The following is a 21,651-nucleotide window of genomic DNA, read 5'->3' as shown; positions in this document are numbered from 1 at the left end:
CCTGCCTCACGCGGCTTCCGCTCTGGCCTTTTCGGTCAGGCGAAGTGTGTCGATGGCGATCATTTTTTCCTCGTCGGTCGGCACGACCATTGCCGCCGTCCTGGAATCACGGGTGCTGATCCGCCCGTCGTCGCCCGGCGCCTCGTTGGCGTCGCTATCGATGGCAATGCCGAGGAAGCCGAGCTTCTCGCAGATCCGCGCTCGCATTGAGGGGCTGTTCTCGCCGATGCCTGCGGTGAAGACCAACGCATCGAGCCCGCCCAAGGCGGCTGCATAAGACCCGATATATTTCCGCGTCATGTAGGCGAACATCTCGAGCGCGAGCTCGCAACGTTCGCAGCCACCCTCGGCGCGTTCCTCAACTTCTCGCATATCGTTGCTAATGCCTGAGACGCCGAGGAGACCGCTCCTTTTGTAGAGCATGGCCTCGATATCATCGAGGCTCATGCCGAGTTGCTTGTTGAGATAGAAGATCAGCCCCGGATCGACGTCACCAGAGCGCGTGCCCATCATAACCCCGGAAAATGTGGCGAAGCCGATGCTCGTATCGATCGAGCGTCCGTTCTCGATCGCGTCGATCGTGACGCCGTTGCCGAGATGGCAGATGACCATTTTGAGCTCGTCCACCGGTCTGCCGAGCATATCCGCCGCCCTCTGATTGACGAAGCGGCACGACGTTCCGTGGAAACCGTAGCGACGAATCCGGTGCTCGCTATAGAGCTCGTATGGCAGGGCGTAGACATGCGCATATTCGGGCATGGTCTGGTGGAAGGCGGTGTCGAAGACGACCACCTGCGGTACGTCCGGCAGCAATCTGCGCGCCTCCACGATGCCGACGAGATTCGGCGGGTTGTGAAGCGGGGCGAGCGGGACGCATTCTTCCAGCTTGGCGATGACTTCGTCATTGATCACCGAGGATTTGACGAAGGTGTCAGCGCCATGAACAGCGCGGTGGCCGACCGCCGTGACATCGCTGATGTCGTCGATGACCCCGACCTCCGGGTCGAGCAGGAGGTCGATCATGGCCGTGAAGGCCGTGTGATGGTCCGGCACGGGCACCACGCGGACACGTTTCTCTCCGTGAGCGGTATGTTCCAGCCGTGAGCCCTCTTCGCCGATCCTGCTGACGAGACCTTTGGCGGTGACGATCATGAGATCGGTGGTGTAGAGCTGGTATTTCAGCGTCGAGCTGCCGCAATTGATAACCAAAATCACCGGTGAACACTCCGCAAGCATGGCCGCACTGCCTCTGCGAGGCGTGGGGCGCCGGTTTTCGTTGAGCCGTGCCGCATCGCGGCCGTTGGCGAGGGATGTCAGAGGCTGGCCAGGACGCGCCCCACGATCTGGCGAATGAACTCGTTGTCGTTGGAGACGCCGCTGCCAGCTTTCTTGGCCGCATCGGTGGAGAGGACGACCTTGATTGCCTGCTCCTCGGCCGCGTTCTTGAAGATCTCGTAGGCGTCGAGGATCTGGTTGATGTGGAAGTGGTGAGAGACGAGGCTCGTCGGGTCGAGTCTTCCCGCCTGGACCATCTTCAAAAGGACCGGCACCGTGCTGTTGTCGACGACGCCCATGCGCAGAGTGATGTTGCGCGTCCAAAGCGTTTCGCTGTGCAGTTCGGTGCTCTTGTGGAAGATGCCGATATTGGCCATGCGGCCGCCGGCGGCGAGGATCTCCTGCGCCAGCTGGAAGGTCGCCGGATTGCCGATCACCTCGATGACCGCGTCCGCGCCGCGCCCTTCGGTGAGCGCCATAACCTTCTCGCGCGCCTTGCCGTCTTTGTTGTTGATGATATCCGTGGCGCCGATTTCGAGAGCCTTGGCCAGGCGATTGTCGTCCAGGTCGATGGCGATGATCCGGGCCGGCGAGTAGAATTCCGCGGCGAGGATGGTCGCCAGTCCGACGGGCCCCGCACCGATGACGACGAGCGCGTCGCCGAGGCCCACCTCCGCGCGTTTGACACCGACTTCGAGGCCGGTCGGCAGAATGTCGGCCAGCATCAAAGCGGCCTCTTCGTCGACGCCGTCCGGAATGCGAAAGAGGCTCGAATCGGCAAGCGGAATGCGCGCATATTCGGCCTGCACGCCGTCGATCGTGTTGCCGAGTAGCCAGCCGCCGCGTTCGCAGCTCGAATGAAGCCCCCTGCGACACGACTCGCAACGCCCGCAGGACGTGTTGCAGGGAATGATGACGTGATCACCGACCTTGAGATCCTGGACAGCGGCCCCGACCTCGGTGATGTAGCCGGTGGCCTCATGGCCAATCGTGCGGCCAGGCTGAACGGTGGGCACGCCGCCGCGCAGAATCGCAAGATCGGTGCCGCAAAGCGTCGTCTTGCTGATCCGGACAATAACGTCGGCCGGGTGCTCGATCTTCGGGAGGGGTTTGTCTTCCCAGGAGATCTTTCCAGAGCCGTAATAAACTAAAGCTTTCACAATAGACGCTCCAGATGGGCCCATTTGTCCGGGCGCGACGCGGGTTCCACGGGTCACGCTACGCATTGTCCGGCCTATAGCAAAACCGGCACGTATCTCTGGTTGTATTTTTGGAGCAGAGAGTATCGTCGGCCATTGCTGGCGTAATCAGCACCCTCACGCACAACACAACTGGCGACCGCAAACCCTTATGAATGCGGCAGAACCAGCTTTCTTAGCTGGTACTTTCTTATGGGGCGGGAGAGGGCGCGGCAATGCAAATAGCCGCTATGGTTGTGCACTTTTCGGCTGAATTCGTACACGATCAAGCGGAACAAAAGCCGATTTGTGGAGTGCATTCGCCGGTCCGTGCATTGAAGGCGTGACCCCCGCCGTCTAAAACCGCGACTGTCTCAAAAGGAAGAACAACTAAGCATGTCGCGGACGCAGTTCGACCAGGAAGAAGTATCGACACGTATTATTCAAGAATACGTGCCTGGCCGGCAGGTAACGATTGCTCATATTATCGCAAATCCGGATGCCGCTTTGTGCCAAAGGGTCGGTCTGGAGGATGCGGAAGCGGTTGGGATCCTAACCGTGACGCCGGGCGAGGGCACGATCATAGCGGGCGATCTGGCGATGAAGGCGGCTGATGTCACCATCGGTTTCCTGGACCGCTTCAGTGGCACGCTGGTGGTGTGCGGCAGCCTAGATAGCGTCGAGGTCGCCGTCGAGGCGGCCAATCGTGGGCTCCAAAGTGTCCTTGCCTTCTTCCCGGCCAAGGTCACGCGGACATGAGGCGGGGCGGAGTGGCAATGGCTGCAGCGGAAACTCCCTCCGAGCGGCGCTTCATGGTGCTCGGCTCCGTCGGCTTCGGCAAGACGACCCTGCTGCGTGCTCTTGAGGGTGCGGGTGAGGCGGCACGCAAGACCCAGATGGTCGACTACGCCGGCTGGGGCATCGACACCCCCGGGGAATATTCCGAGATGGGGATGTTCCGGAACCATCTGATCACGGCAGCGAACGACGCGGCAGTGCTCCTGGTGATCCAGGATGCCACACGCGCGCGCTCCAGCTTTCCGCCTGGGTTCTTCCTGATGTTTTCCCAGACCGTCATCGGCCTGGTCACAAAGATTGATCGTCCCGACGCCGACATCGCTCATGCCTCACGGCTGCTTCGCGATGCCGGGGTGCGTGGGGACATCTACCCCGTCTCTGCGGTTGAAGGCACCGGCATTGAGGAATTGCGCCAACGTCTTCTTGCCCTGGGACTGGTTCACCACAGCGCTTCTAACACAGAGGAGTGAAGCAACATGGCAAATACACCGGGTGAAGCCCTTGGCCTGCTGGAGACGAAGGGTCTTGTCGCGATGGTCGAGGCGGCCGACGCGATGGTCAAAGCGGCCAACGTCACGCTGATTGGCACGGAGAAGATCGGCTCTGGTCTCGTGACCGTCATGGTCCGTGGCGATGTCGGCGCCGTGAAGGCTGCCACCGATGCCGGTGCCGCTGCGGCACAGCGCGTCGGTGAAGTGGTTTCGGTCCACGTCATTCCGCGGCCGCACATGGATACGGAAAAGCTGCTGCCGAAGCTTCCGGGCGCCTCCAGCTGATCTGTACGCACTAGTCATTAAAGGATGACACGCCATGGACGATAAACTCCTCGACCAGATGGTGCAGCAGGTGATGCAGAAGATCGGCGGCAACGCCGGTGCTGCTCCGGCTGCTCCGGCTGCGTCGCAGCCCGCCACCAAGCATCCCGGCCTGACGGAATTCGTCGGGACTGCGGTCGGCGATTCGATCGGCATCGTGATCGCCAACCTCGATCCGAAGCTCCACGAAATGCTGGGCTACGACCCGAAGTACCGCTCGATCGGCATCCTGAGCTCACGCACGGGCGCCGGCCCGCACATCCTCGCCGTCGACGAGGCCGTGAAGGCCACCAACACCGAAGTCATCTCGATCGAGCTTGCTCGTGACACCAAGGGCGGGGCGGGCCACGGCTCCCTGATCATCCTCGGCGCCGAAGAGGTGTCGGATGCCCGTCGTGGTATCGAGGTTGCCCTTAAGGATCTGCAGCGCACGTTCGGCGACGTCTATGCCAATGACGCCGGCCACATCGAGCTGCAGTACACGGCACGTGCCAGCTACGCCTGCAACAAGGCCTTCGGTGCCCCGATCGGGCGCGCGTTCGGTCTTTGCGTCGGTGCTCCCGCCGGTATCGGTGTCGAGATGGTCGATGCCGCTGTGAAGTCGGCAGACGTCGATCTTCTGGGCATTTCTTCGCCGGCCAAGGGCACGTCTTTCTCGAACGAGGTCATCGGCTTCTTCAGCGGTGATGCCGGCGCGGTCCGCCAGGCTGTCGTCACGGCGCGCGAGATCGGCGTGAAGCTCCTCGGAACGCTTGGCTCGGAGCCGAAGACGGACGGAACTCCGTACATCTGATCGAGAGCCAGCCTTAGCGAGGAATAAAAGTATGGCCAAAAGGCATAAAAGATTTGAGGCTCTGGAGAAGCGGCCCGTCAACCAAGACGGGTATGTGACGGAATGGCCCGAAGTCGGCATGATTGCCATGGGCAGCCCGAACGATCCGAAGCCGAGCATCAAAGTCAAAGACGGTGTGATCGTCGAAATGGACGGTCGCACGGTTGACGAGTTCGACTTCAACGAGCTCTTCATCGCCAAATATGGCATCAACGCCAAGGTCGCCGAAGAGATGATGGCGATGTCGGCTGTTGATATCGCCAGGATGATCGTCGACATCAACGTGCCGCGCGAGAAGGTCGTTCGCGTCTTCTCGGGTCTCACGCCTGCCAAAATCGCAGCGGTGATCGACGAGCTCAACGTCGTCGAGATGATGATGGGCGTGCAGAAGATGCGTGCCCGCCGCACCCCGGCGAACCAGGCCCACGTGACCAACACCCAGGACAATCCCGTCCTGATGGCGGCCGACGCGGCCGAGGCGACCTGCTACGGCTTCGCCGAGATCGAGACGACCGTTGCGGTGTTCAACTATGGCCCGTTCAACGCGCTTGCGCTTCTGATCGGTGGCCAGGTCGGCCGTCCGGGCGTCCTCTGGCAGGACTCTCTGGAGGAATCGATCGAGCTCGAGCTCGGCATGCGCGGTCTGACCGCCTATGCGGAAACGGTCTCGGTCTACGGCACGGAGCGGGTGTTCATCGACGGCGACGATACGCCGTGGTCGAAGGGCTTCCTGGCTTCCGCCTACGCCTCACGCGGCATCAAGATGCGCTTCACCTCCGGCACCGGTTCGGAAGTGCAGATGGGTTACGCCGAAGGCAAGTCGATGCTGTACTTGGAGATCAAGTGCATCATGCTGACCAAGGCGGCCGGCGTGCAGGGCCTGCAGAACGGCTCCATCTCGTGCATCGGCGTTCCGGCCGGCGTCCCGGGTGGTATCCGTGCTGTCCTCGGTGAGAACCTCGTCACGGCGTGCCTCGACCTCGAGAACGCGTCGGGCAACGACCAGACCTTCTCGCATTCCGACATGCGCCGGACGGCCCGCCTGTTGATGCAGTTCCTTCCGGGAACCGACTTCATCACCTCTGGCTATTCGGCCACGCCGAACAAGGACAACATGTTCGCCGGTTCCAATGTCGACATCGACGACATTGACGATTGGCTGATCATTCAGCGCGACCTCAAGGTCGATGCTGGTCTCGTCCCGAGCTCGGAAGAGAAGATCGTGGAAGTCCGCAGCAAGGCCGCCCGCGCCATGCAGGCTGTCTTTACGGAACTCGGTCTGCCGACGATCACCGACGAGGAAGTCGAAGCCGCGACCTACGCCCATTCGAGCGACGACATGCCGCCGCGCGATAAGGTGCGGGACACCAAGGCTGCGCAGGACATCCTGAAGCGGGGCATCACCGGTCTCGATGTGATCAAGGCTCTTGCCAAGCAAGGCTTTGCGGATGTGGCGAACTCCGTTCTGTCCATCCAGAAGCAGCGCGTGGCGGGTGACTACCTGCACACTTCGACGATCTTCGACACCGACTTCAACCCGATCGCTGCCGTCAATGACCTGAACGATTACCAGGGCCCTGGCACTGGATATCGGGCCGAAGGCGAGCGCTGGAAACAGTTGCAGACGATCCGTCAGGCCATTCGGCCTGAAGATCTCTAAGCCGCGGTCAGGAGATAGACAGAAATGGCACAGATCACAGAAGCAGCTGTCCGTGACGCGGTTCGGGAAGTCCTGGCCCAGATGCAGCTGGCGGAAGACAAGAGTGCGAAAAGCACTCCGGTTTCCGCCTTTGCACCGGTCGACAACTCCGCCGCCAAGATGACACTGCGTGAGGTCGGCCCTGCCAAGCAGGGTACGGAGCCGAACGAAGTCGTCGTGGCTCTTGCCCCGGCCTTCGGCGACAAGCTGAAGGAACAGACGATCACTGGCATCCCCCATGCCAAGGTGTTGCGCGAAATTCTCGCCGGCATCGAGGAAGAGGGCTGCAAGGGACGCGTCATCCGGGTCAAGCACACCTCCGACGTCGCTTTCGCCGGCAATGTCGGTGCGAAGCTCGCCGGTTCGGGCATCGCCATCGGCATCCAGTCGCGGGGCACTTCGGTCATCCACCAGCGAGACCTGTTCCCGCTTCAGAACCTGGAGCTGTTCCCGCAGGCGCCGGTGCTCGACCTTGAAACCTACCGCTCAATCGGCCGCAACGCTGCGCGCTACGCGAAGGGCGAGACGCCCGATCCCGTGCGCCAGAAGAACGACCAGATGGCCCGGCCGAAATACCAGGCCATCGCTGCGGTCCTCCACATCCGTGAAACCAGCTTCGTCGATCGCAATGCGAAGCCGGTCGATCTGGAAGTGAAGTTCAGCTGAGCGGACAGGGAGAAAAACAATGTCACAGCAAGACCTGATCAACTCCATTGTTCGCGAAGTGCTCGCGGAGCTGGGCAACGGCGGTTCCGCCGCTGCCCCCAGCAAGGCATCGGCAAGCGGAAAGCTCGACCACACGAAGGACTATCCGCTCGCCAAGAATCGCCCTGAGCTGGTCAAGACGCCGGGCGGCAAGTCGCTTGAGGACATCACTCTTGAGGATGTGCTCAACGGCAAGATCGGCCCGAACGACATCCGCATCACGGCTGATACTCTGGAATACCAGGCTCAGATTGGTGAGAGCGTCGGTCGCCCGCAGTTCGCGGCGAACCTTCGGCGTGCTGCCGAGATGACCCGGGTTCCCGACGACCGGATCCTGCAGATGTACAACGCTCTGCGTCCGAACCGTTCGACGAAAGCCGAACTGCTGGCGATCGCGGACGAGTTGGAGAGCAAGTTCGACGCACAGATTTGCGCGGGCTTCGTTCGTGAGGCGGCCGACGTTTACGAGCGTCGCGACGTCCTCCGTAAGGACTGACGAAAACGGACCGACCAAACTCCTGCACGTTGCTCCCCCTTGGAGTTTGGTTCTCTGCGAAACGGCGGGTGTACCCCCAATTGGCCCGCCGTTTCGCACCTTCCTCAAAGCAAACCTATTGGAAGAAAAATGAAGGTCGCGGGCGTCGATATCGGAAACTCGACCACGGAAGTTGCCCTGGCCGAATTGGGCGCATCAGGTGGAGTGCCGAATTTCCTGGCCTCCAGCCGCATGCCGACGACGGGCATCAAAGGCACCCTGGCGAATGTGCCGGGTGTGGTGCGCGCGCTTGAGACGGCTGTGCAGCAGGCTGGGCTCGCGTTGGGCGACATCGACCTCGTTCTTCTGAATGAAGCGACCCCGGTGATCGGCGATATCGCCATGGAAACGATCACCGAGACGATCATCACCGAATCCTCGATGATCGGTCACAATCCGAATTCCCCGGGCGGGCTCGGCATCGGTGTCGGCGTAACGCACGACATCAGTGAGCTTGAGACAGCCCCGACGGACGAGGCGATCATCGCGGTCGTCCCGAAGACCTACGATTTCACCCGCGCCGCACTGATGCTGGCAGCGGCGATCAAGCGCGGCGTCGATGTGACGGCTGCGATCGTGCAGGGCGACGACGGTGTTCTGATCGCCAACCGCCTTCCGAAGAAGTTGCCGATCGTCGATGAAGTGAAGCTCATCGATCAGGTGCCGCTCGGCATGCTCGCGGCTGTCGAAGTGGCCGATCATGGCCAGGCGATCCAGCAGCTCAGCAATCCGTACGGCATTGCGACGCTCTTCAAGCTGACGCCGCAAGAAACGACGATGATCATTCCGATCGCCAAGGCCCTCATCGGCCTGCGCTCGGCCGTGGTCATCCGCACCCCCGCCGGCGACGTCCAGACCCGGCACATTCCGGCTGGTTCGCTGAAGCTTATCGGCGAGCGCCGCACGGTCGACGCGCCGATGGATTCCGGCGCTGACGCGATCATGGATGCGCTCGCCGAGGCTTTTCCGCTCAAGGATGTGGAAGGCGAATCCGGCACCAATGTCGGCGGCATGGTGGCGCGTGTGCGTCAGACCATGAGCAACATGACGAAGAAGCCGGCGTCGGAGGTGCATATCCGCGACGTGCTGGCGGTCGATTGCCTCGTGCCGCAGCGGGTTTCGGGTGGCCTCGCCCAGGAATTCTCGATGGAGAATGCCGTCGGGCTTGCGGCCATGGTCAACACTGACAAGCTTCTGATGGAGCAGCTTGCCGAAGGTCTACACAAGGAACTCGGCATCAAGGTGCAGCTCGGTGGTGTCGAAGCCAATATGGCGATCCTCGGCACGCTCACGACGCCCGGTCTCGACACGCCTTTGGCGATCCTCGACCTCGGTGCCGGCTCGACCGACGCAGCGATCCTCGAAAAGGATCGTGACGTGCGCTCCGTCCATCTTGCCGGCGCCGGCGACATGGTCACGCTCCTCATCCAGCGTGAGCTCGATTTGCCGGGCGGCAACGAGACGGACATCGCCGAGCAGATCAAGCGCTTCCCGCTGGTGCGTGTGGAAAGTCTGTTCCACGTCCGCCACGAGGACAACACCGTGCGCTTCTTCGAGGAGCCGCTCGATCCGAAGCTCTTCGGCCGTGTTGCCCTGATCACCCCGGACGGGCTTTCGCCGATCCCGACACACCACACGCTGGACCGCATCCGCGAGGTGCGCCGCGAGGCCAAGCGCCGCGTTTTCGTGCGCAATGCCATGCGGGCGCTCTCCGCCGTCGCGCCGGCGGGCAACATCCGTGAGATCCAATTCGTCGCCGTCGTTGGCGGGTCGGGGCTCGACTTCGAAGTCGCCCGGATGCTGACCGATCAGCTCGCACACTACGGCACGGTGATCGGCACCGCCAATATCCGCGGCGCTCTCGGCCCGGTGAACGCCGTGGCAACCGGCCTCGTCCTCAGCCATGCGCGGCGTCAGGGAGCGGTCTGAGCTATGGCCGAGAAGTCCGAACGTCCCACCATCAACGTCGCGGTCGTCCGCGGAGCAACGCCGTCGCTTTACGAATGGGTGTTGATCGGCGCTGAGGAAGAGGGCGTCCCGACCAAGATGGCCGAGGCGGCTTCCGGCGATGTCGTGGATGCGGCTTATGCGGCCGCGATCAGTTCGCGGATCGATATCGGTGTCGCGATCGGCGCTGACGCGATCGTTCTGCACGAACGGCACATGCCGCCCGAAAAGCCGGTCTTGACGATTCCCTACGAAGGCAAAGCCGAAGCGGTGTGTCGCCGGGCCGGCGCCAATGCCGCCCGCATGGTGGCACGTCTTCCGCTTCTTTTCGAAGACGCGGTCGAGGATGTCGACGAGCGCGTTCGGCCGGCCGCCGAACGACGCGCCGCAGCACAATCGGCGGCATCCGTTCCGGCTAAGACTGCTGCCGCCCTTCGGGACGGCAACGGCGGGGGCGTCCCGACACAAAGCCGGGCGCGCGCCGAAGGCGGTGCTGGGGGCAACTGCACAAATCAACAAGCGGCTGAGACAGCAAGACGGCCGGCCGGCGAGGCCTCTCCCGAGCTTGCTCTGAGCGAGGCCGACATACGCAAGATCGTCAAAATCGTCGTGGCGATCATCAAAGAACGAGGAACACAATGGCGCTGAAGGCTCTGGGATTGATCGAGGCCATTGGCCTGCCGACTGCGATCGCAGCGGCGGACGCAGCGGTGAAATCCGCCAATGTCGTGCTGCTCGGCTCCGAGACCGCAAAAGGCGGTGGACGTATCACCATCAAGCTCGCTGGAGACGTCGGTGCGATCCGCGCGGCGGTGGCGGCGGGAACGGCCGCTGGTGCCAAGGTCGGGCGGATCGATGGTCAGCTGATCATTCCGCGCCCGCACGACACGCTCGAAAGCCTGATCCTGCAGGCCGGCGGCAAGCCGAAGTCGGAGGCGCCGAGCGAGGCTGCTTCTGCGACGCCGGCGGCAGAGCCTGCGGCCGCTGAATCTGCGCCGGAAGAGGCGAGCTCCGAGGCCGCCGGTTCCGAGGACAGCGCCGAAGGCGAAAGCGACGCTGAAGACGACCAACCCAAGGCTTCGGAGGTGACCGCGCCGGTTGCTGAAGAAGCCTCCCAGGTCGAGACGTCCGCCGCAGCCGATGCAACCCCGCAAGAGGAAGCCCCGTCCGAGGCCGCGGCCGATAGCAACGATGAGGCGTCCGACGAAGCTGGTGATGAAGACGCCGATGACACCTCGGATGGCGAGACGGGCGACACGAATGCGACCGGTGAGCACGCGGCCTCAAACGGCCGGCCCCGCAAGGGACGGCGCTCCAGAAGAAAATACTGACGGTCGGTGAAGACCGCGTCGCCGACGATTGGAACGGACGAAGAAGACCGCGCCGAAGGCGCGACTGAGGAGTAACTCGATGGAAATCACCGCCGAAACGATCGAAGGGGTCACCAAAGAAGTGGTCCGGCGTCTTTCGCAAGCGGGAGCGGGCGCGGCTAAGTCGACGGCGAGTGCACCACCGGCTGCGGCCAAGACTGAGGTGACGCCGCCCAAGCCTGAGGCTGCCCAGAGCGAGGTGCCGACGAAGCCGGTCATTCGTAACGGCAATCTGGAACTGCCGGTCTACACCGGCGTCTCCGTCCGCCACATCCATCTCTGCGACGAACACGTGAAGGTGCTCTTCGGCGAGGGCTACGACCTGCAGGTCTACAACGAGCTTTATCAGAAGGGCTATTTCGCCGCGAAAGAGCAGCTGATCGTCGTCGGTCCGAAGCGGGCGATCGAAAAGGTTCGCGTTCTCGGTCCGACCCGGGCGTTCTCGCAGGTCGAATTGGCACAGACGGATGCCACCAACATCGGCCTGAAGCTGCCGGTGCGCACCGAAGGCAGCGAAGAGGGAACGCAGCCCGTCACCCTCGTCGGACCGCGGGGCACTGTGCGTTTGCCGGGCGGTAAGGGCGGCGGTGCCTTCCAGGCGCGGCGCCACATTCACCTCAGCGACGATGTTGCCCGCGAACTTCGCGTCAAGGCCGGTGACCTTCTCGATCTCCGGGTCGACGGTCCGAAGCCCACGACGCTGCACGGCATCTTTGTGCGCGTGAAGGCGGGCTGGCGCACCGAATTGCACGTCGACACGGATGAAGCGAATGCGGCCGGCATCCGGACCGGCCAGATGTGCACGCTCATCATTCCGCGCTGAGGAGGCTGAAGGGAGAGGGCGATGGACGAGGCAATCGTCGACATGGTCGTCGCCAGGGTGATGGCGCAGCTTGAGGGCGAGACGCTCGACACCTCGCCGCGGCGCGTCGTTATGCTGCTGAGCGGGGCTGCGAGTGGCTTTTACGCCGCGCGCGAAGGCATCCGCCGCCTGAGCGCCTCCAAGCATGACCTCAAAGTGCTGATGACGCCGGGTGCGCAGCATGTCCTGACCGAAGATCTGGTTCGCCAGGAGGGCGCGAAGACAATCCTTCCTTACGATCCCTGGCTCGATGTGCCCGAGCTCATCAAGGGGTGCGACCTGCTCCTCGTGCCGTGCCTGACGATGAACCTTGCCGGTCGTCTTGCCCTAGGACTCATGGATTCCCCGGCAACGACGCTGTTTCTGGGTGTCCTCCTTGCGGGCAAGCCGGTCATTGCCATTCGCAACGGTGCCGATCCTGCCGACAAGCGCGGCGAGGTCATGGGGTCAAAGCCGGACGGTTCGCCCGTTCTCTGGTCGCTTCTGCAGGAATACCTCGCTCGGCTCGCCGCCTTCGGCGCGGAGATGGTCGACAAGCAAGACTTCTTGATGCGGATGGAGCGGCACCTCGTGACGTCGCGCCACGTGACGGAGGCGCCTGCGGCGGTTCCTCAGCATTCGGCCACGGTCGCCGTTGGCATATCGAACACGGTGACGCCGACCTCGAAATTCGTGACCGCCAACGAGCTCCTGGGCCTTGCGCCTGGTTCTTCAATCAGCCTCGCGCCGGGGCAGGCTTTGACGGCCCAGGCCCGCGATGCTGTCGAGCGCCTGCATCTTAAGCTCGTTGCCGCGTGACAGTGAAAGGACGACTGAAATGCAACTTGCAACGGTAATCGGAACTGTCGTCGCCACGCGCAAGGATGATGCGCTCGTTGGCTACAAGCTCCTCGTCCTGGAAACCTCGGACGGCTCCCGTATCGTCGCCATCGACCTCGTCGGCGCCGGCGGCAGCGACACGGTTCTCTACGTCACTGGCGGCGCTGCGCGCGTGAAGCTGGATAAACCAAACCCCGTCGACGCGGCTGTCGTCGGCATCGTCGACACGGTGGATGTGCGGTCATGAGCGTCTACACAAAGGGCGGAGACAAGGGCGAAACCTCGCTTCTCGGCGGTCTGCGTGTCCCTAAGGACAGCCTGCGGGTGGAAGTCTACGGGACCCTCGATGAGGCCACCTCGGCTATGGGCCTCGGGCGTGCCTCCTGTGAGGATGACGAGCTGCGCGGCGACCTCCATTGCCTCCAGCGCGAGCTGATCGACGTGATGGCAGAGGTTGCCTCCGGCTTTGACCCCGACAAGCCGCGCAAAGGCAAAGTCTACCGCGTCGAGCCGCACCAGGTGGAACATCTGGAGAAACTGATCGACGCCTATCAGGAAGAGCGTGTCCCCCAGAGAGGCTTCGTGACGCCTGGTGGAACACCGGCTGCGGCAGCCCTCGACATGGCTCGCACCTTGGTGCGCCGTGGCGAGCGCCGGCTCATCGCCCTCGGCAGGGAAGAAGAGATCAATCCGGTTCTCTTCAAATATTTCAATCGCTTGTCTGACTATCTTTATATGGCGGCGCGCATCGACGAGCAGCGTGCGGTCGTTCGCGAAGTCACCAGGCAGATCAAGAAAGCCAAGGCCGAACCCGAGGAGGGGACGATGACGGAACTCTGCCTGTCAGATTGCGATCGGCTGGTGGAAGCCGGAATTGCCCGTGCGGACGCCATTTCCGTGCCGATGGTGCTGGTCGTCGTCGACGCGGCTGGCGATCTGATCGAGCTGCGCCGCATGAAGGGCTCGCTGGGCGTAAGCCTGAAGCTTGCGCCGCACAAAGCCTATACGGCCGCTGCCGTGCGCTCGCCGACCCATGAGATCGCGAAACTATCGCAGCCCGGCGGTCCGCTGTTCGGCATCGACAGCAACATTCCGAACTTCACGCTGGTCGGCGGGGGGCTGCCTCTTGAGCGCGGCGGCCGCGTCGTCGGCGCGGTGGGCGTAAGTGGTGGATCCGTCGAGGAAGATATCGATGTGGCCCGCGCGATGGTCGCGGCGCTGTGAGAATTCTGTGAAAGGAAAAGACACGCTATGGCTGTAGAAGACAACACAATCAGCGAGATCGTTCGCCGGGTTCTCGGTGAGATGGGTGGACGGCCAGACGCTGACCGTTCGGCTCTCCGGCCGCAGCCGGTCACGACCGGGCAACGTGGCGTCTTTGCGAATGCGGACGATGCCATCCTTGCCGTCGAGCGTGCCAATGCGGAGTTCCGTAGCGTCAGCCTCGCCAAGCGCAAGGCGATCGTCGACGCACTGCGAGAAGTGACGATCGAACATGCGCAGGAACTGGCTCAGATGGCCGTTTCCGAGAGCCGCATGGGCCGCGTCGAGGATAAGGTCAAAAAGCACCTGGCGATCGCTGAAAAGACGCCCGGTGTGGAAGGCCTGCCAACCAACGCCATGGTCGGCGATTTCGGCCTGTCGACGGAGGAGCCGGCGCCGTTCGGCACGATCCTCGCCGTGACGCCGACGACCAATCCCACGGCAACGCTGCTCAACAATGCCATCAGCATGCTGGCGGCTGGCAACACCGTGTATTTTGCGCCGCATCCGCGTGCCCTGAAGACATCCCTGCACTGCATCGACCTCATCAACGAGGCCGTGGAGAAGGCGGGCGGTCCGGCCAACACCTGCGTGACGACGAGCTCCGTCGATCTCAAGGTGGTTCAGGGCCTGATGCGCCATCCGAAGATTGCGATCCTGTGCATCACAGGCGGCACCGGCGTCGTCAGCGAAGCGATGACGAGCGGCAAGCGCGTGATCGGCGCCGCTGCGGGCAACCCACCGGTCTTGGTCGACAACAGCGCCGATCCGGCGAAGGCCGCCCGCGAAATCATCGCCGGCCATTCCTTCGACAACAACCTGCCTTGCATCGCCGAGAAGGAAGTCATCGCGACCTCCGGCATTGCCGACAACCTTATGGCGGCCTTCGGCCGTTGCGAAAATGCCGTCGTTCTCGGCGCAGACCGTCTGCCGGAGCTCGAGCGCATCGTGCTCAACGAAAAGCGGACGGGTGGCGCGCCGAAGATGATCGGCCAGAACGCCAACGTCATCCTTCGCGAGCTCGGCATCGATGCGGGCGACGACATCCGGGCCATCATCGTGGAGACCGACCGGAAGCATCCGTTCGTGGTGCACGAGCTGATGATCCCGGTTCTCGGCGTCGTGCGCGTCGGCAACTTCAAGGAAGCGGTGGATGTCGCCGTGGAGCTTGAGGGCGGCAACCGTCACTCGGCCATCATCCATTCCTCCGACGTCTATCACATGAGTGAGTTCGGCAGGGCAATCAACACGACGATCTACGTCAAGAACGCTCCCTCCTATGCCGGTATCGGCATCGGCGGCGAGGGACATACGGGCTTCACCATCGCTGGGCGGACCGGCGAGGGCATTGCGACCGTGCGCACCTTCACGCGTGTTCGCCGCTGTGCGCTCGTTGGGGCGTTCTCGCTCTAGACAAGACTGCGAAAATGCATGCGAGAACGGTATCGTCTTCGCCCGCTAAAGGGCTTCGCGACCGGGGCTGGGGCACAAAGGCGCCCGGTCGCTGAACCGTCTTGCAACCGTTGCCAGCCCTCAACGCGAGGGCTGGCCGCGGACGGGCGCCGCGACGCCATCAGCGCAGGCGGATGGGGTGTGGAGCCTTCTGTCCCAGAGCTGGGAAGCCAAATCGGAATCTGAAACAAAGAAATCTGCCGGAAACGGCGGAGCGGGGAAGATTTTCCCAAAAACTGCAGGCCGGCGGGGGATTGAGAAGCAAAGTACATCTTATGGAGCTCGGTATGGCAAGTGGCGGCAGCTTCATTCGTGCTTCGACTTTTGGCCAAGGCTTGGATCTTGTGAAACAGTGACGACCTCTTGGAGGGCAAAATGACGGTCCTAGGAATAATTGCCGCATTTGGCGGGGGGATATTTGGAGCTGCCATCGGCGCCTTGCCGGCGTTCGAGATGGTTGGCTTCCTCGTGATGATCGGTGTGGCGGTGCAGCTCGGTGTTGCGCCAGAGGCGACCGATTTCTTCGGTTTGCCGTTTGGTGCCTTCGGCCCCCATGTCGGCGGCTTTGCCTCAGGTGTCGCCGCAGCAGCCTATGCTGCGCGCCGCGGCAAGTTCGATTCGGGCAAGAACATCCTTGCCGGGATGATGGGTCTTAAGGCGCCGGACGTGCTTCTCGTCGGCGGCGCATTCGGTATCTTCGGTTATATCGTCCAGTACTATCTTGCTCTCGTGCCGGCTTTCGGCGAAGGGCTCGCCTGGACGGATACAGTCGCTCTGACGGTCGTCGTCAGCGCCATCGTCACCCGCCTCATGTTCGGCAAGGCCGGCCTGTTCGGAACGCCCAAAGAGGGCACGACCCGCTGGAACCCGGGAGAAGCCGATCGCTGGCTGCCCTTCCAGAGCACGCTCGGCCAGCTTGTCGTGATTGGCCTGGGTGTCGGCATCTTCGGCGGGTACCTCGGCGATCTCTACGGTGGCGCCGGATGCTTCCTCGCCTTCGGTATCTCCGCGGCCTCGTTGATCTTCCTTCAGTTCGGCGTTTCCGTTCCGGTCACCCACCACATCGCTCTGCCGGCCGCTTTGGCGGCTGCGGGGTCGGGTAGCCTTCTGTGGGCGGCAGTCGTTGGCGTGATCGGGGCGCTGCTCGGCGAGTTCTTCGCCCGGCTCTTCCACGATCATGGCGATACGCACTTTGATCCGCCGGCGACGACGATTGCCACCATGACCCTCACGGTGAACTATCTGTTGTCGATCGGCTTCTTCAGCCTGGTGCCGCTGCCCTACTAAGGTCAGCAACGAAAGCACCCGAATGATTTTGCCCTCCCGCCGGAGATCGGCGGGAGGGCTTTTTTCGTGGCCGATGAGATTGTGTGCCCGGTTCCAGCTTGAGCTGGATGAATGCACACGCGAAATCGTCGGGGGTGAGGTGGGGGAATGCCCGAGCACGAGCCTCATGCGAAGATGAGAATTATTGTCAGATCTCGGGCGGCTTGACGGGTGATCGCCGCCGTCAGGGCGAGACGCCGGCAAACAATGCGCGGCTCTCAGCCCCTCTATGTCGCGAGAAGACCCCGAGCCCGGAAAATGTTGCGCACCCGCTCTGTCTCTTCGAGCTTCGGTGGCTGTGTGCCTGCCAGACGATAGGCCTTGTCCAGGCGGGGCCATTTGTAGGCGCCGAGGTCGTGATAGGGCAGCACGTCGACGCGCTCGACATTCTTGAGATCGGCCACATAACGGGCGAGGGCTTCGATCTCTGCCGTATTGTCGGTGAAATCCGGCACGAGGACGTAACGAAGCCAAACGGGCTTCTTCATGGCGGAGAGCCGTTCGGCGAAATCGAGTGTCGGGCGTAGCCGCACGCCTGTGACATTGCGATAGGTGGCTTCCGAGAACGCCTTGATGTCGAGGAGAACGAGGTCGACATCCTCCAGGAACGCGTCATCGGCGCGCGCACCGAGAAAGCCGGATGTGTCGAGCGCCGTGTGCAGGCCGAGCTCTTTCGATGCCCGCAGGATCGCCCGGCAGAATTCGGGCTGCACAAGCGGTTCGCCGCCCGTCAAGGTAACGCCTCCGCGCCCGCGCTTCAGGAAGGGCGCGAAGGAGGCGATCTCCGTCGCGATGTCGTCTGAACTCTGCAGCTTCCCCTTGCGCATGTGCCACGTGTCGGGGTTGTGGCAGTAGCAGCAGCGCAAAGGGCAGCCGGAAAGAAACAGCACGTAACGCAGGCCCGGCCCGTCGAGCGTGCCGCCCGTTTCGAGCGAATGCACCCAGCCCTTGACGCAAGGCGCCGCCGCGGCTTCGGGTGCTTCGCTCTGCGTCACCTCCTGAATGAGATCAGTGGCGCTGGTGGAACGTGCGGCTGATGACGTCAAGCTGCTGCTCCCTGGTCAGCTTGATGAAGTTCACGGCATAGCCCGACACGCGGATGGTGAGCTGCGGATAGAGCTCCGGATGATCCATCGCGTGCAGAAGCGTCTCCTTGTCGAAGACGTTGACGTTCATGTGGTGACCGCCGGCCGCCACATAGCCGTCGAGCATCCCGACCAGATTTTCCGTCCGCTCCTCCTCGGTCGGCCCGAGGGCGGATGGGACGATCGTGAAGGTGTAGGAGATGCCGTCCTGGGCATGTTCGTAAGGCAGCTTCGCGACACTCGCCATGGAGGCGAGGGCGCCCTTGCTGTCGCGGCCGTGCATCGGATTGGCGCCCGGTGCGAAAGGCTCGCCGGCCTTGCGGCCGTCGGGCGTCGATCCCGTCTTCTTGCCGTAGACCACATTGGAGGTGATGGTCAGAACCGACTGCGTCGGCGTCGCTCCGCGATAGGCCTTCTGCTGGCGCAGAATGTCCATGAAGGTTTTGACCACCCAGGAGGCGATGTCGTCGACGCGTGCATCGTTGTTGCCGAACATCGGATATTCGCCGTCGATCTCGAAGTCGGTGGCAAGCCCGCGCTCGTCGCGGATGACCTTCACCTTGGCGTGCTTGATGGCCGAGAGGCTGTCCGCCACCACCGAAAGACCGGCGATGCCGCAGGCCATGGTGCGAAGCACGTCGCGGTCGTGCAGCGCCATCTCGAGGCGCTCATACATGTACTTGTCGTGCATGTAGTGGATGGCGTTGAGCGCGTTGACATAGACCCGCGCCAGCCATTCGATCATGGGCAGAAACTTCTCCACGACCGTGTCGTAGTCGAGCACATCGGCCGTGATGGGCGCGAAAGCCGGCACGACCTGCACGCCGGACTTCTCGTCGCGGCCACCATTGATGGCGTAGAGCAGGGCCTTTGCGAGGTTCGCGCGGGCGCCGAAGAACTGCATCTGCTTGCCGATCTGCATGGCCGAGACACAGCATGCGATGCCGTAATCATCGCCGTAATACGGCCGCATCAGATCGTCGTTCTCGTATTGCAGCGAACATGTCTTGATGGAGGTCTCGGCGCAGAATTCCTTAAAGCCCTTGGGCAGCATCTCCGACCAGAGGACCGTGAGATTGGGTTCTGGTGCAGGGCCGAGGTTGTGCAGCGTCTGCAGCATACGGAAGCTCGTACGCGTGACGAGCGTGGAGCCGTCGAGAGCCATGCCGCCGAGAACTTCCGTGACCCAGGTCGGGTCGCCGGAAAAGAGGGTGTCATATTCCGGAGTCCGCAGGAAGCGGACGAGACGCAGCTTGATGACGAACTGGTCGATGAGTTCCTGTGCCTGGGCTTCCGTGAGGGTGCCTTCGTCGAGGTCGCGCTGGATATAGATGTCGAGGAAGCTCGATACTCGGCCGAGCGACATGGCCGCGCCATTGGCTTCTTTCACGACCGCCAGATAGGCGAAATACGTCCACTGCACCGCTTCGCGCGCATTGGTTGCCGGCTGGGAAAGATCGAAGCCGTAGACCGCCCCCATCTCCTTGAGTTCGTTGAGGGCCTTGATCTGCTCGGCGATCTCCTCGCGCAGCTGGAGAATTTCGGCGTCGAGCGGGCTCACCTCCAGCGAGGTCATCTGCTCCTGCTTGTCGGCGATGAGGCGGTCGACACCGTAAAGGGCGACGCGCCTGTAATCTCCGATGATGCGGCCGCGCCCGTAAGCGTCGGGAAGACCGGTGATGAGCCCGGACTTGCGGCAGCGCAGAATTTCATCGGTGTAAACGTCGAAAACGCCGTCATTGTGCGTCTTGCGGAGGCTCGGGAACACCTCTTTGAGCTTGGGCGAAGGTGTGAAGCCATAGGCTTCCAGGCCCTTCACGACCATGCGCCAGCCGCCGAACGGCATGATCCCGCGCTTCAGCGGCTTCTCGGTTTGCAGTCCGAAAACGACTTCCAGATCGCGGTCGATGTAGCCCGCGCCATGCGAGGTGATGGAGGAGACCACCTCGGTGTCGGCGTCGAGAACGCCGCCCTTGGAGGCGCGTTCCTCTTTCAGGAGTTCGGCAACCTTGTCCCAGAGGGCCTTCGTCCGTTTGGTCGAGCCGCTGAGGAAGGAGGCATCGCCCTCGTAAGGCGTGATATTGTCGAGGATGAAGTCGCGGAGGTTGACTTCGTGCTGCCACGCGCCGGGCTTGAAGCCACGCCACGGGTCATTCGTCGTCGGGAAGTCGTTGAGATCGACGCGAGAGGACATCACTATGGCGTTCATTGTCACTCCTTGTGAAAAGGGCGCTGTGGCGTGAACCTATCATATTTCTGATGGTTCCGCCGGTTGGATTGGATCCGTTTCACGAACCGTTGACTTTCTGTAGTTTTACTACACAAATGGGTGTGGTTGAAGGGCAAAAGAGCGAGAATCGTAGTTCGCTCGAATTTTCCCCAAGGGCAAAAATACAAATTCGTCAGAGTGTTAGTCTTAATCCGGATCGGATTTGCGGTGTGTAGCATGCTGTCATGCGTACCGCGCAGGGCTTGTCTGTGTTGGCCCCCGTCATGGATGACCGCTTTCGCCGCCTGACGCAACAAATGAGGGCGGAAATGTTGGGAAGAATCACCTCGGTCAAGGATCAGATCCGACCGTCCGAGCGCAAGCTTGCGGACTTCGTGCTCTCGCATCCTGGCGAGGTCATCAATCTGTCGATGGCCGAAGTGGCGCGCCGCTCGGAGGTGAGCGAGCCGACGGTGGCGCGCTTCTGTTCCGCGCTCGGCTGCAAAGGGTTTCGCGAATTCAAGATCAAGCTGGCGCAGGATATCGCCGGCGGGATGCCGTTTCTCGATCAGGATGTGCTGCCCGACGACGGCGCCAGCGGCATCGCCGGAAAAGTCTTCGATCGCACCATCAACACGCTGATCGGCGTGCGCAACAATCTCTCGGCCTCTATGCTCGACAAGGCCGCGAACATTCTGGCGTCGGCGCGGCGCATCGAATTCTATGGCTCGGGCAATTCCGGCACCATCGCGGAGGACGTTCAGCGCCGCTTCTTTCGGCTCGGAATGCCGACCGTGGCCTACAGCGATCCGCACGTTTACTTCATTTCGTCGCTGTCGCTCGCACCGGGTGATGCGGTCGTGGCCGTCTCGAATTCCGGGCGAACGCGCGATATCCTGGACAGCGTGCAGAATGCGCTGACGGTCGGCGCCGATGTCGTGGCGCTGACCCGCTCCGATTCTCCGCTGGCCCGCCTCGCGACGGTGAGCCTTCTGACCGACGTTGCGGAGGAATACGACGTCTACTCGCCGCTCACCTCCCGTATCAGCCATCTCGTTTTGGGAGATGCGCTCTCCATCTGCGTGGCGCTGCGCAAGGGACGGACCCTGCATGAACGCGTGGAGCGCAGCAAAGCTCTCTTGAAGGAAAGCGGCGGGTTGCGGGACTGACGACAGGATATGCAAAGCCGTCGGCACGTGCTGTCAGAAGTCGCCGAGGGAGCGTGCGACATCGTGCATGAGCCGGTCTGCGACCTGCACCGACAGCGCCCGGTCGTCCGGATCCATGCCGAAAACGGGCTCGCTGCTTGCCAGAAAGGTCTCGCTGCGGCAGGTCCAGGCGGACTGGCCTGAGACGGTCATCTCATAGCTGCGGGCGTCGTCGTTGAAGAGGCACTGAACCGTGAGGCCTCGCGCGTCTTTGGCGGTCCACATCAAGCTCTTGCTCATCGTCTCATTCCTTCTGTCTCCGGCGACAAATCT

Annotated in this window: 22 protein-coding genes; 17 read left to right on the top strand and 5 right to left on the bottom strand. The window is 62.5% G+C overall.

Annotated features, from left to right (window positions below; genetic code table 11):
* Positions 1-6 precede the first annotated feature (6 nt).
* Positions 7-1,215 (bottom strand): acetate/propionate family kinase, encoded by a 1,209-nt coding sequence (locus NYQ83_RS03785; protein WP_261212573.1) that lies wholly within the window; start codon positions 1,213-1,215, stop codon positions 7-9.
* Between the two features lie 98 nt (positions 1,216-1,313).
* A complete protein-coding gene (locus NYQ83_RS03780) occupies positions 1,314-2,435 on the bottom strand; it encodes a zinc-binding dehydrogenase (RefSeq protein ID WP_261212572.1) in 1,122 nt (373 codons plus the stop codon).
* A gap of 414 nt (positions 2,436-2,849) precedes the next feature.
* Between NYQ83_RS03780 and eutS the strand changes: the two genes are divergently transcribed.
* The 16 genes from eutS to NYQ83_RS03700 all read left to right on the top strand — a co-directional run bounded on the left by eutS (position 2,850) and on the right by NYQ83_RS03700 (position 16,837).
* Positions 2,850-3,212 (top strand): ethanolamine utilization microcompartment protein EutS, encoded by a 363-nt coding sequence (gene eutS / locus NYQ83_RS03775; protein WP_128293627.1) that lies wholly within the window; start codon positions 2,850-2,852, stop codon positions 3,210-3,212.
* Between the two features lie 17 nt (positions 3,213-3,229).
* Positions 3,230-3,721 (top strand): EutP/PduV family microcompartment system protein, encoded by a 492-nt coding sequence (locus tag NYQ83_RS03770; protein ID WP_261212571.1) that lies wholly within the window; start codon positions 3,230-3,232, stop codon positions 3,719-3,721.
* Positions 3,722-3,727: 6 nt separating this feature from the next.
* Positions 3,728-4,027 carry an ethanolamine utilization microcompartment protein EutM gene (eutM, locus tag NYQ83_RS03765; RefSeq protein WP_128293632.1) on the top strand — a complete coding sequence of 100 codons (300 nt, stop codon included), beginning with the start codon at positions 3,728-3,730 and terminating at the stop codon, positions 4,025-4,027.
* 34 nt (positions 4,028-4,061) lie between these two features.
* Entirely contained in the window at positions 4,062-4,859 is a 798-nt protein-coding gene (pduB, locus tag NYQ83_RS03760) for a propanediol utilization microcompartment protein PduB (protein ID WP_092814152.1), read from the top strand.
* A 31-nt stretch (positions 4,860-4,890) separates the two neighbouring features.
* Positions 4,891-6,558, top strand: a complete 1,668-nt coding sequence (locus NYQ83_RS03755) for a propanediol/glycerol family dehydratase large subunit (protein WP_261212566.1) — start codon at positions 4,891-4,893, stop codon at positions 6,556-6,558.
* Positions 6,559-6,582: 24 nt separating this feature from the next.
* Entirely contained in the window at positions 6,583-7,263 is a 681-nt protein-coding gene (locus NYQ83_RS03750) for a propanediol/glycerol family dehydratase medium subunit (protein ID WP_128293640.1), read from the top strand.
* A 19-nt stretch (positions 7,264-7,282) separates the two neighbouring features.
* Positions 7,283-7,798: a diol dehydratase small subunit gene (locus tag NYQ83_RS03745; protein WP_128293643.1), complete on the top strand. Its 516-nt coding sequence runs from the start codon at positions 7,283-7,285 to the stop codon at positions 7,796-7,798.
* A 129-nt stretch (positions 7,799-7,927) separates the two neighbouring features.
* Positions 7,928-9,766, top strand: a complete 1,839-nt coding sequence (locus tag NYQ83_RS03740) for a diol dehydratase reactivase subunit alpha (RefSeq protein ID WP_261212563.1) — start codon at positions 7,928-7,930, stop codon at positions 9,764-9,766.
* Between the two features lie 3 nt (positions 9,767-9,769).
* Positions 9,770-10,432 carry a glycerol dehydratase reactivase beta/small subunit family protein gene (locus tag NYQ83_RS03735; protein ID WP_261212554.1) on the top strand — a complete coding sequence of 221 codons (663 nt, stop codon included), beginning with the start codon at positions 9,770-9,772 and terminating at the stop codon, positions 10,430-10,432.
* Positions 10,423-11,115: a BMC domain-containing protein gene (locus NYQ83_RS03730; RefSeq protein ID WP_261212553.1), complete on the top strand. Its 693-nt coding sequence runs from the start codon at positions 10,423-10,425 to the stop codon at positions 11,113-11,115. The genes NYQ83_RS03735 and NYQ83_RS03730 overlap by 10 nt, the downstream gene beginning before the upstream one ends.
* A gap of 79 nt (positions 11,116-11,194) precedes the next feature.
* A complete protein-coding gene (locus tag NYQ83_RS03725) occupies positions 11,195-11,977 on the top strand; it encodes a PduL/EutD family phosphate acyltransferase (RefSeq protein ID WP_128293653.1) in 783 nt (260 codons plus the stop codon).
* Positions 11,978-11,998: 21 nt separating this feature from the next.
* Positions 11,999-12,814 carry a flavoprotein gene (locus tag NYQ83_RS03720; RefSeq protein WP_261212550.1) on the top strand — a complete coding sequence of 272 codons (816 nt, stop codon included), beginning with the start codon at positions 11,999-12,001 and terminating at the stop codon, positions 12,812-12,814.
* A gap of 19 nt (positions 12,815-12,833) precedes the next feature.
* A complete protein-coding gene (locus NYQ83_RS03715) occupies positions 12,834-13,082 on the top strand; it encodes a EutN/CcmL family microcompartment protein (RefSeq protein WP_261212548.1) in 249 nt (82 codons plus the stop codon).
* Positions 13,079-14,059 carry a cob(I)yrinic acid a,c-diamide adenosyltransferase gene (locus NYQ83_RS03710; RefSeq protein WP_261212546.1) on the top strand — a complete coding sequence of 327 codons (981 nt, stop codon included), beginning with the start codon at positions 13,079-13,081 and terminating at the stop codon, positions 14,057-14,059. Before NYQ83_RS03715 ends, NYQ83_RS03710 begins: the two co-directional genes overlap by 4 nt.
* Before the next feature lie 27 nt (positions 14,060-14,086).
* Positions 14,087-15,511 (top strand): aldehyde dehydrogenase family protein, encoded by a 1,425-nt coding sequence (locus NYQ83_RS03705; RefSeq protein ID WP_128293663.1) that lies wholly within the window; start codon positions 14,087-14,089, stop codon positions 15,509-15,511.
* 414 nt (positions 15,512-15,925) lie between these two features.
* On the top strand, positions 15,926-16,837 hold the full coding sequence (locus tag NYQ83_RS03700; protein ID WP_261212543.1) for a permease: 912 nt from the start codon (positions 15,926-15,928) through the stop codon (positions 16,835-16,837).
* Positions 16,838-17,103: 266 nt separating this feature from the next.
* Here the strand turns inward: NYQ83_RS03700 and pflA are convergent, their stop codons facing one another.
* Both pflA and pflB read right to left on the bottom strand, forming a co-directional pair.
* Positions 17,104-17,922 carry a pyruvate formate-lyase-activating protein gene (gene pflA, locus NYQ83_RS03695; RefSeq protein WP_261212541.1) on the bottom strand — a complete coding sequence of 273 codons (819 nt, stop codon included), beginning with the start codon at positions 17,920-17,922 and terminating at the stop codon, positions 17,104-17,106.
* Positions 17,885-20,155: a formate C-acetyltransferase gene (gene pflB, locus NYQ83_RS03690; protein WP_261213926.1), complete on the bottom strand. Its 2,271-nt coding sequence runs from the start codon at positions 20,153-20,155 to the stop codon at positions 17,885-17,887. The genes pflA and pflB overlap by 38 nt, the downstream gene beginning before the upstream one ends.
* A 344-nt stretch (positions 20,156-20,499) precedes the next feature.
* Here pflB and NYQ83_RS03685 point away from each other — a divergent pair, with 344 nt between their 5' ends.
* The gene (locus NYQ83_RS03685; protein ID WP_128293669.1) at positions 20,500-21,339 is read left to right on the top strand and encodes a MurR/RpiR family transcriptional regulator; all 840 of its coding nucleotides are present in this window, start codon (positions 20,500-20,502) and stop codon (positions 21,337-21,339) included.
* A 33-nt stretch (positions 21,340-21,372) separates the two neighbouring features.
* Here the strand turns inward: NYQ83_RS03685 and NYQ83_RS03680 are convergent, their stop codons facing one another.
* Positions 21,373-21,618 (bottom strand): hypothetical protein, encoded by a 246-nt coding sequence (locus NYQ83_RS03680; RefSeq protein WP_128293672.1) that lies wholly within the window; start codon positions 21,616-21,618, stop codon positions 21,373-21,375.
* Positions 21,619-21,651 lie beyond the last annotated feature (33 nt).

It is taken from the genome of Afifella sp. JA880, assembly GCF_025379905.1.
Lineage (GTDB): Bacteria > Pseudomonadota > Alphaproteobacteria > Rhizobiales > Afifellaceae > Afifella > Afifella aestuarii.
Note: the sequence above shows the minus strand (reverse complement) of the source record. Positions and strands in the feature narration are given on the sequence as shown.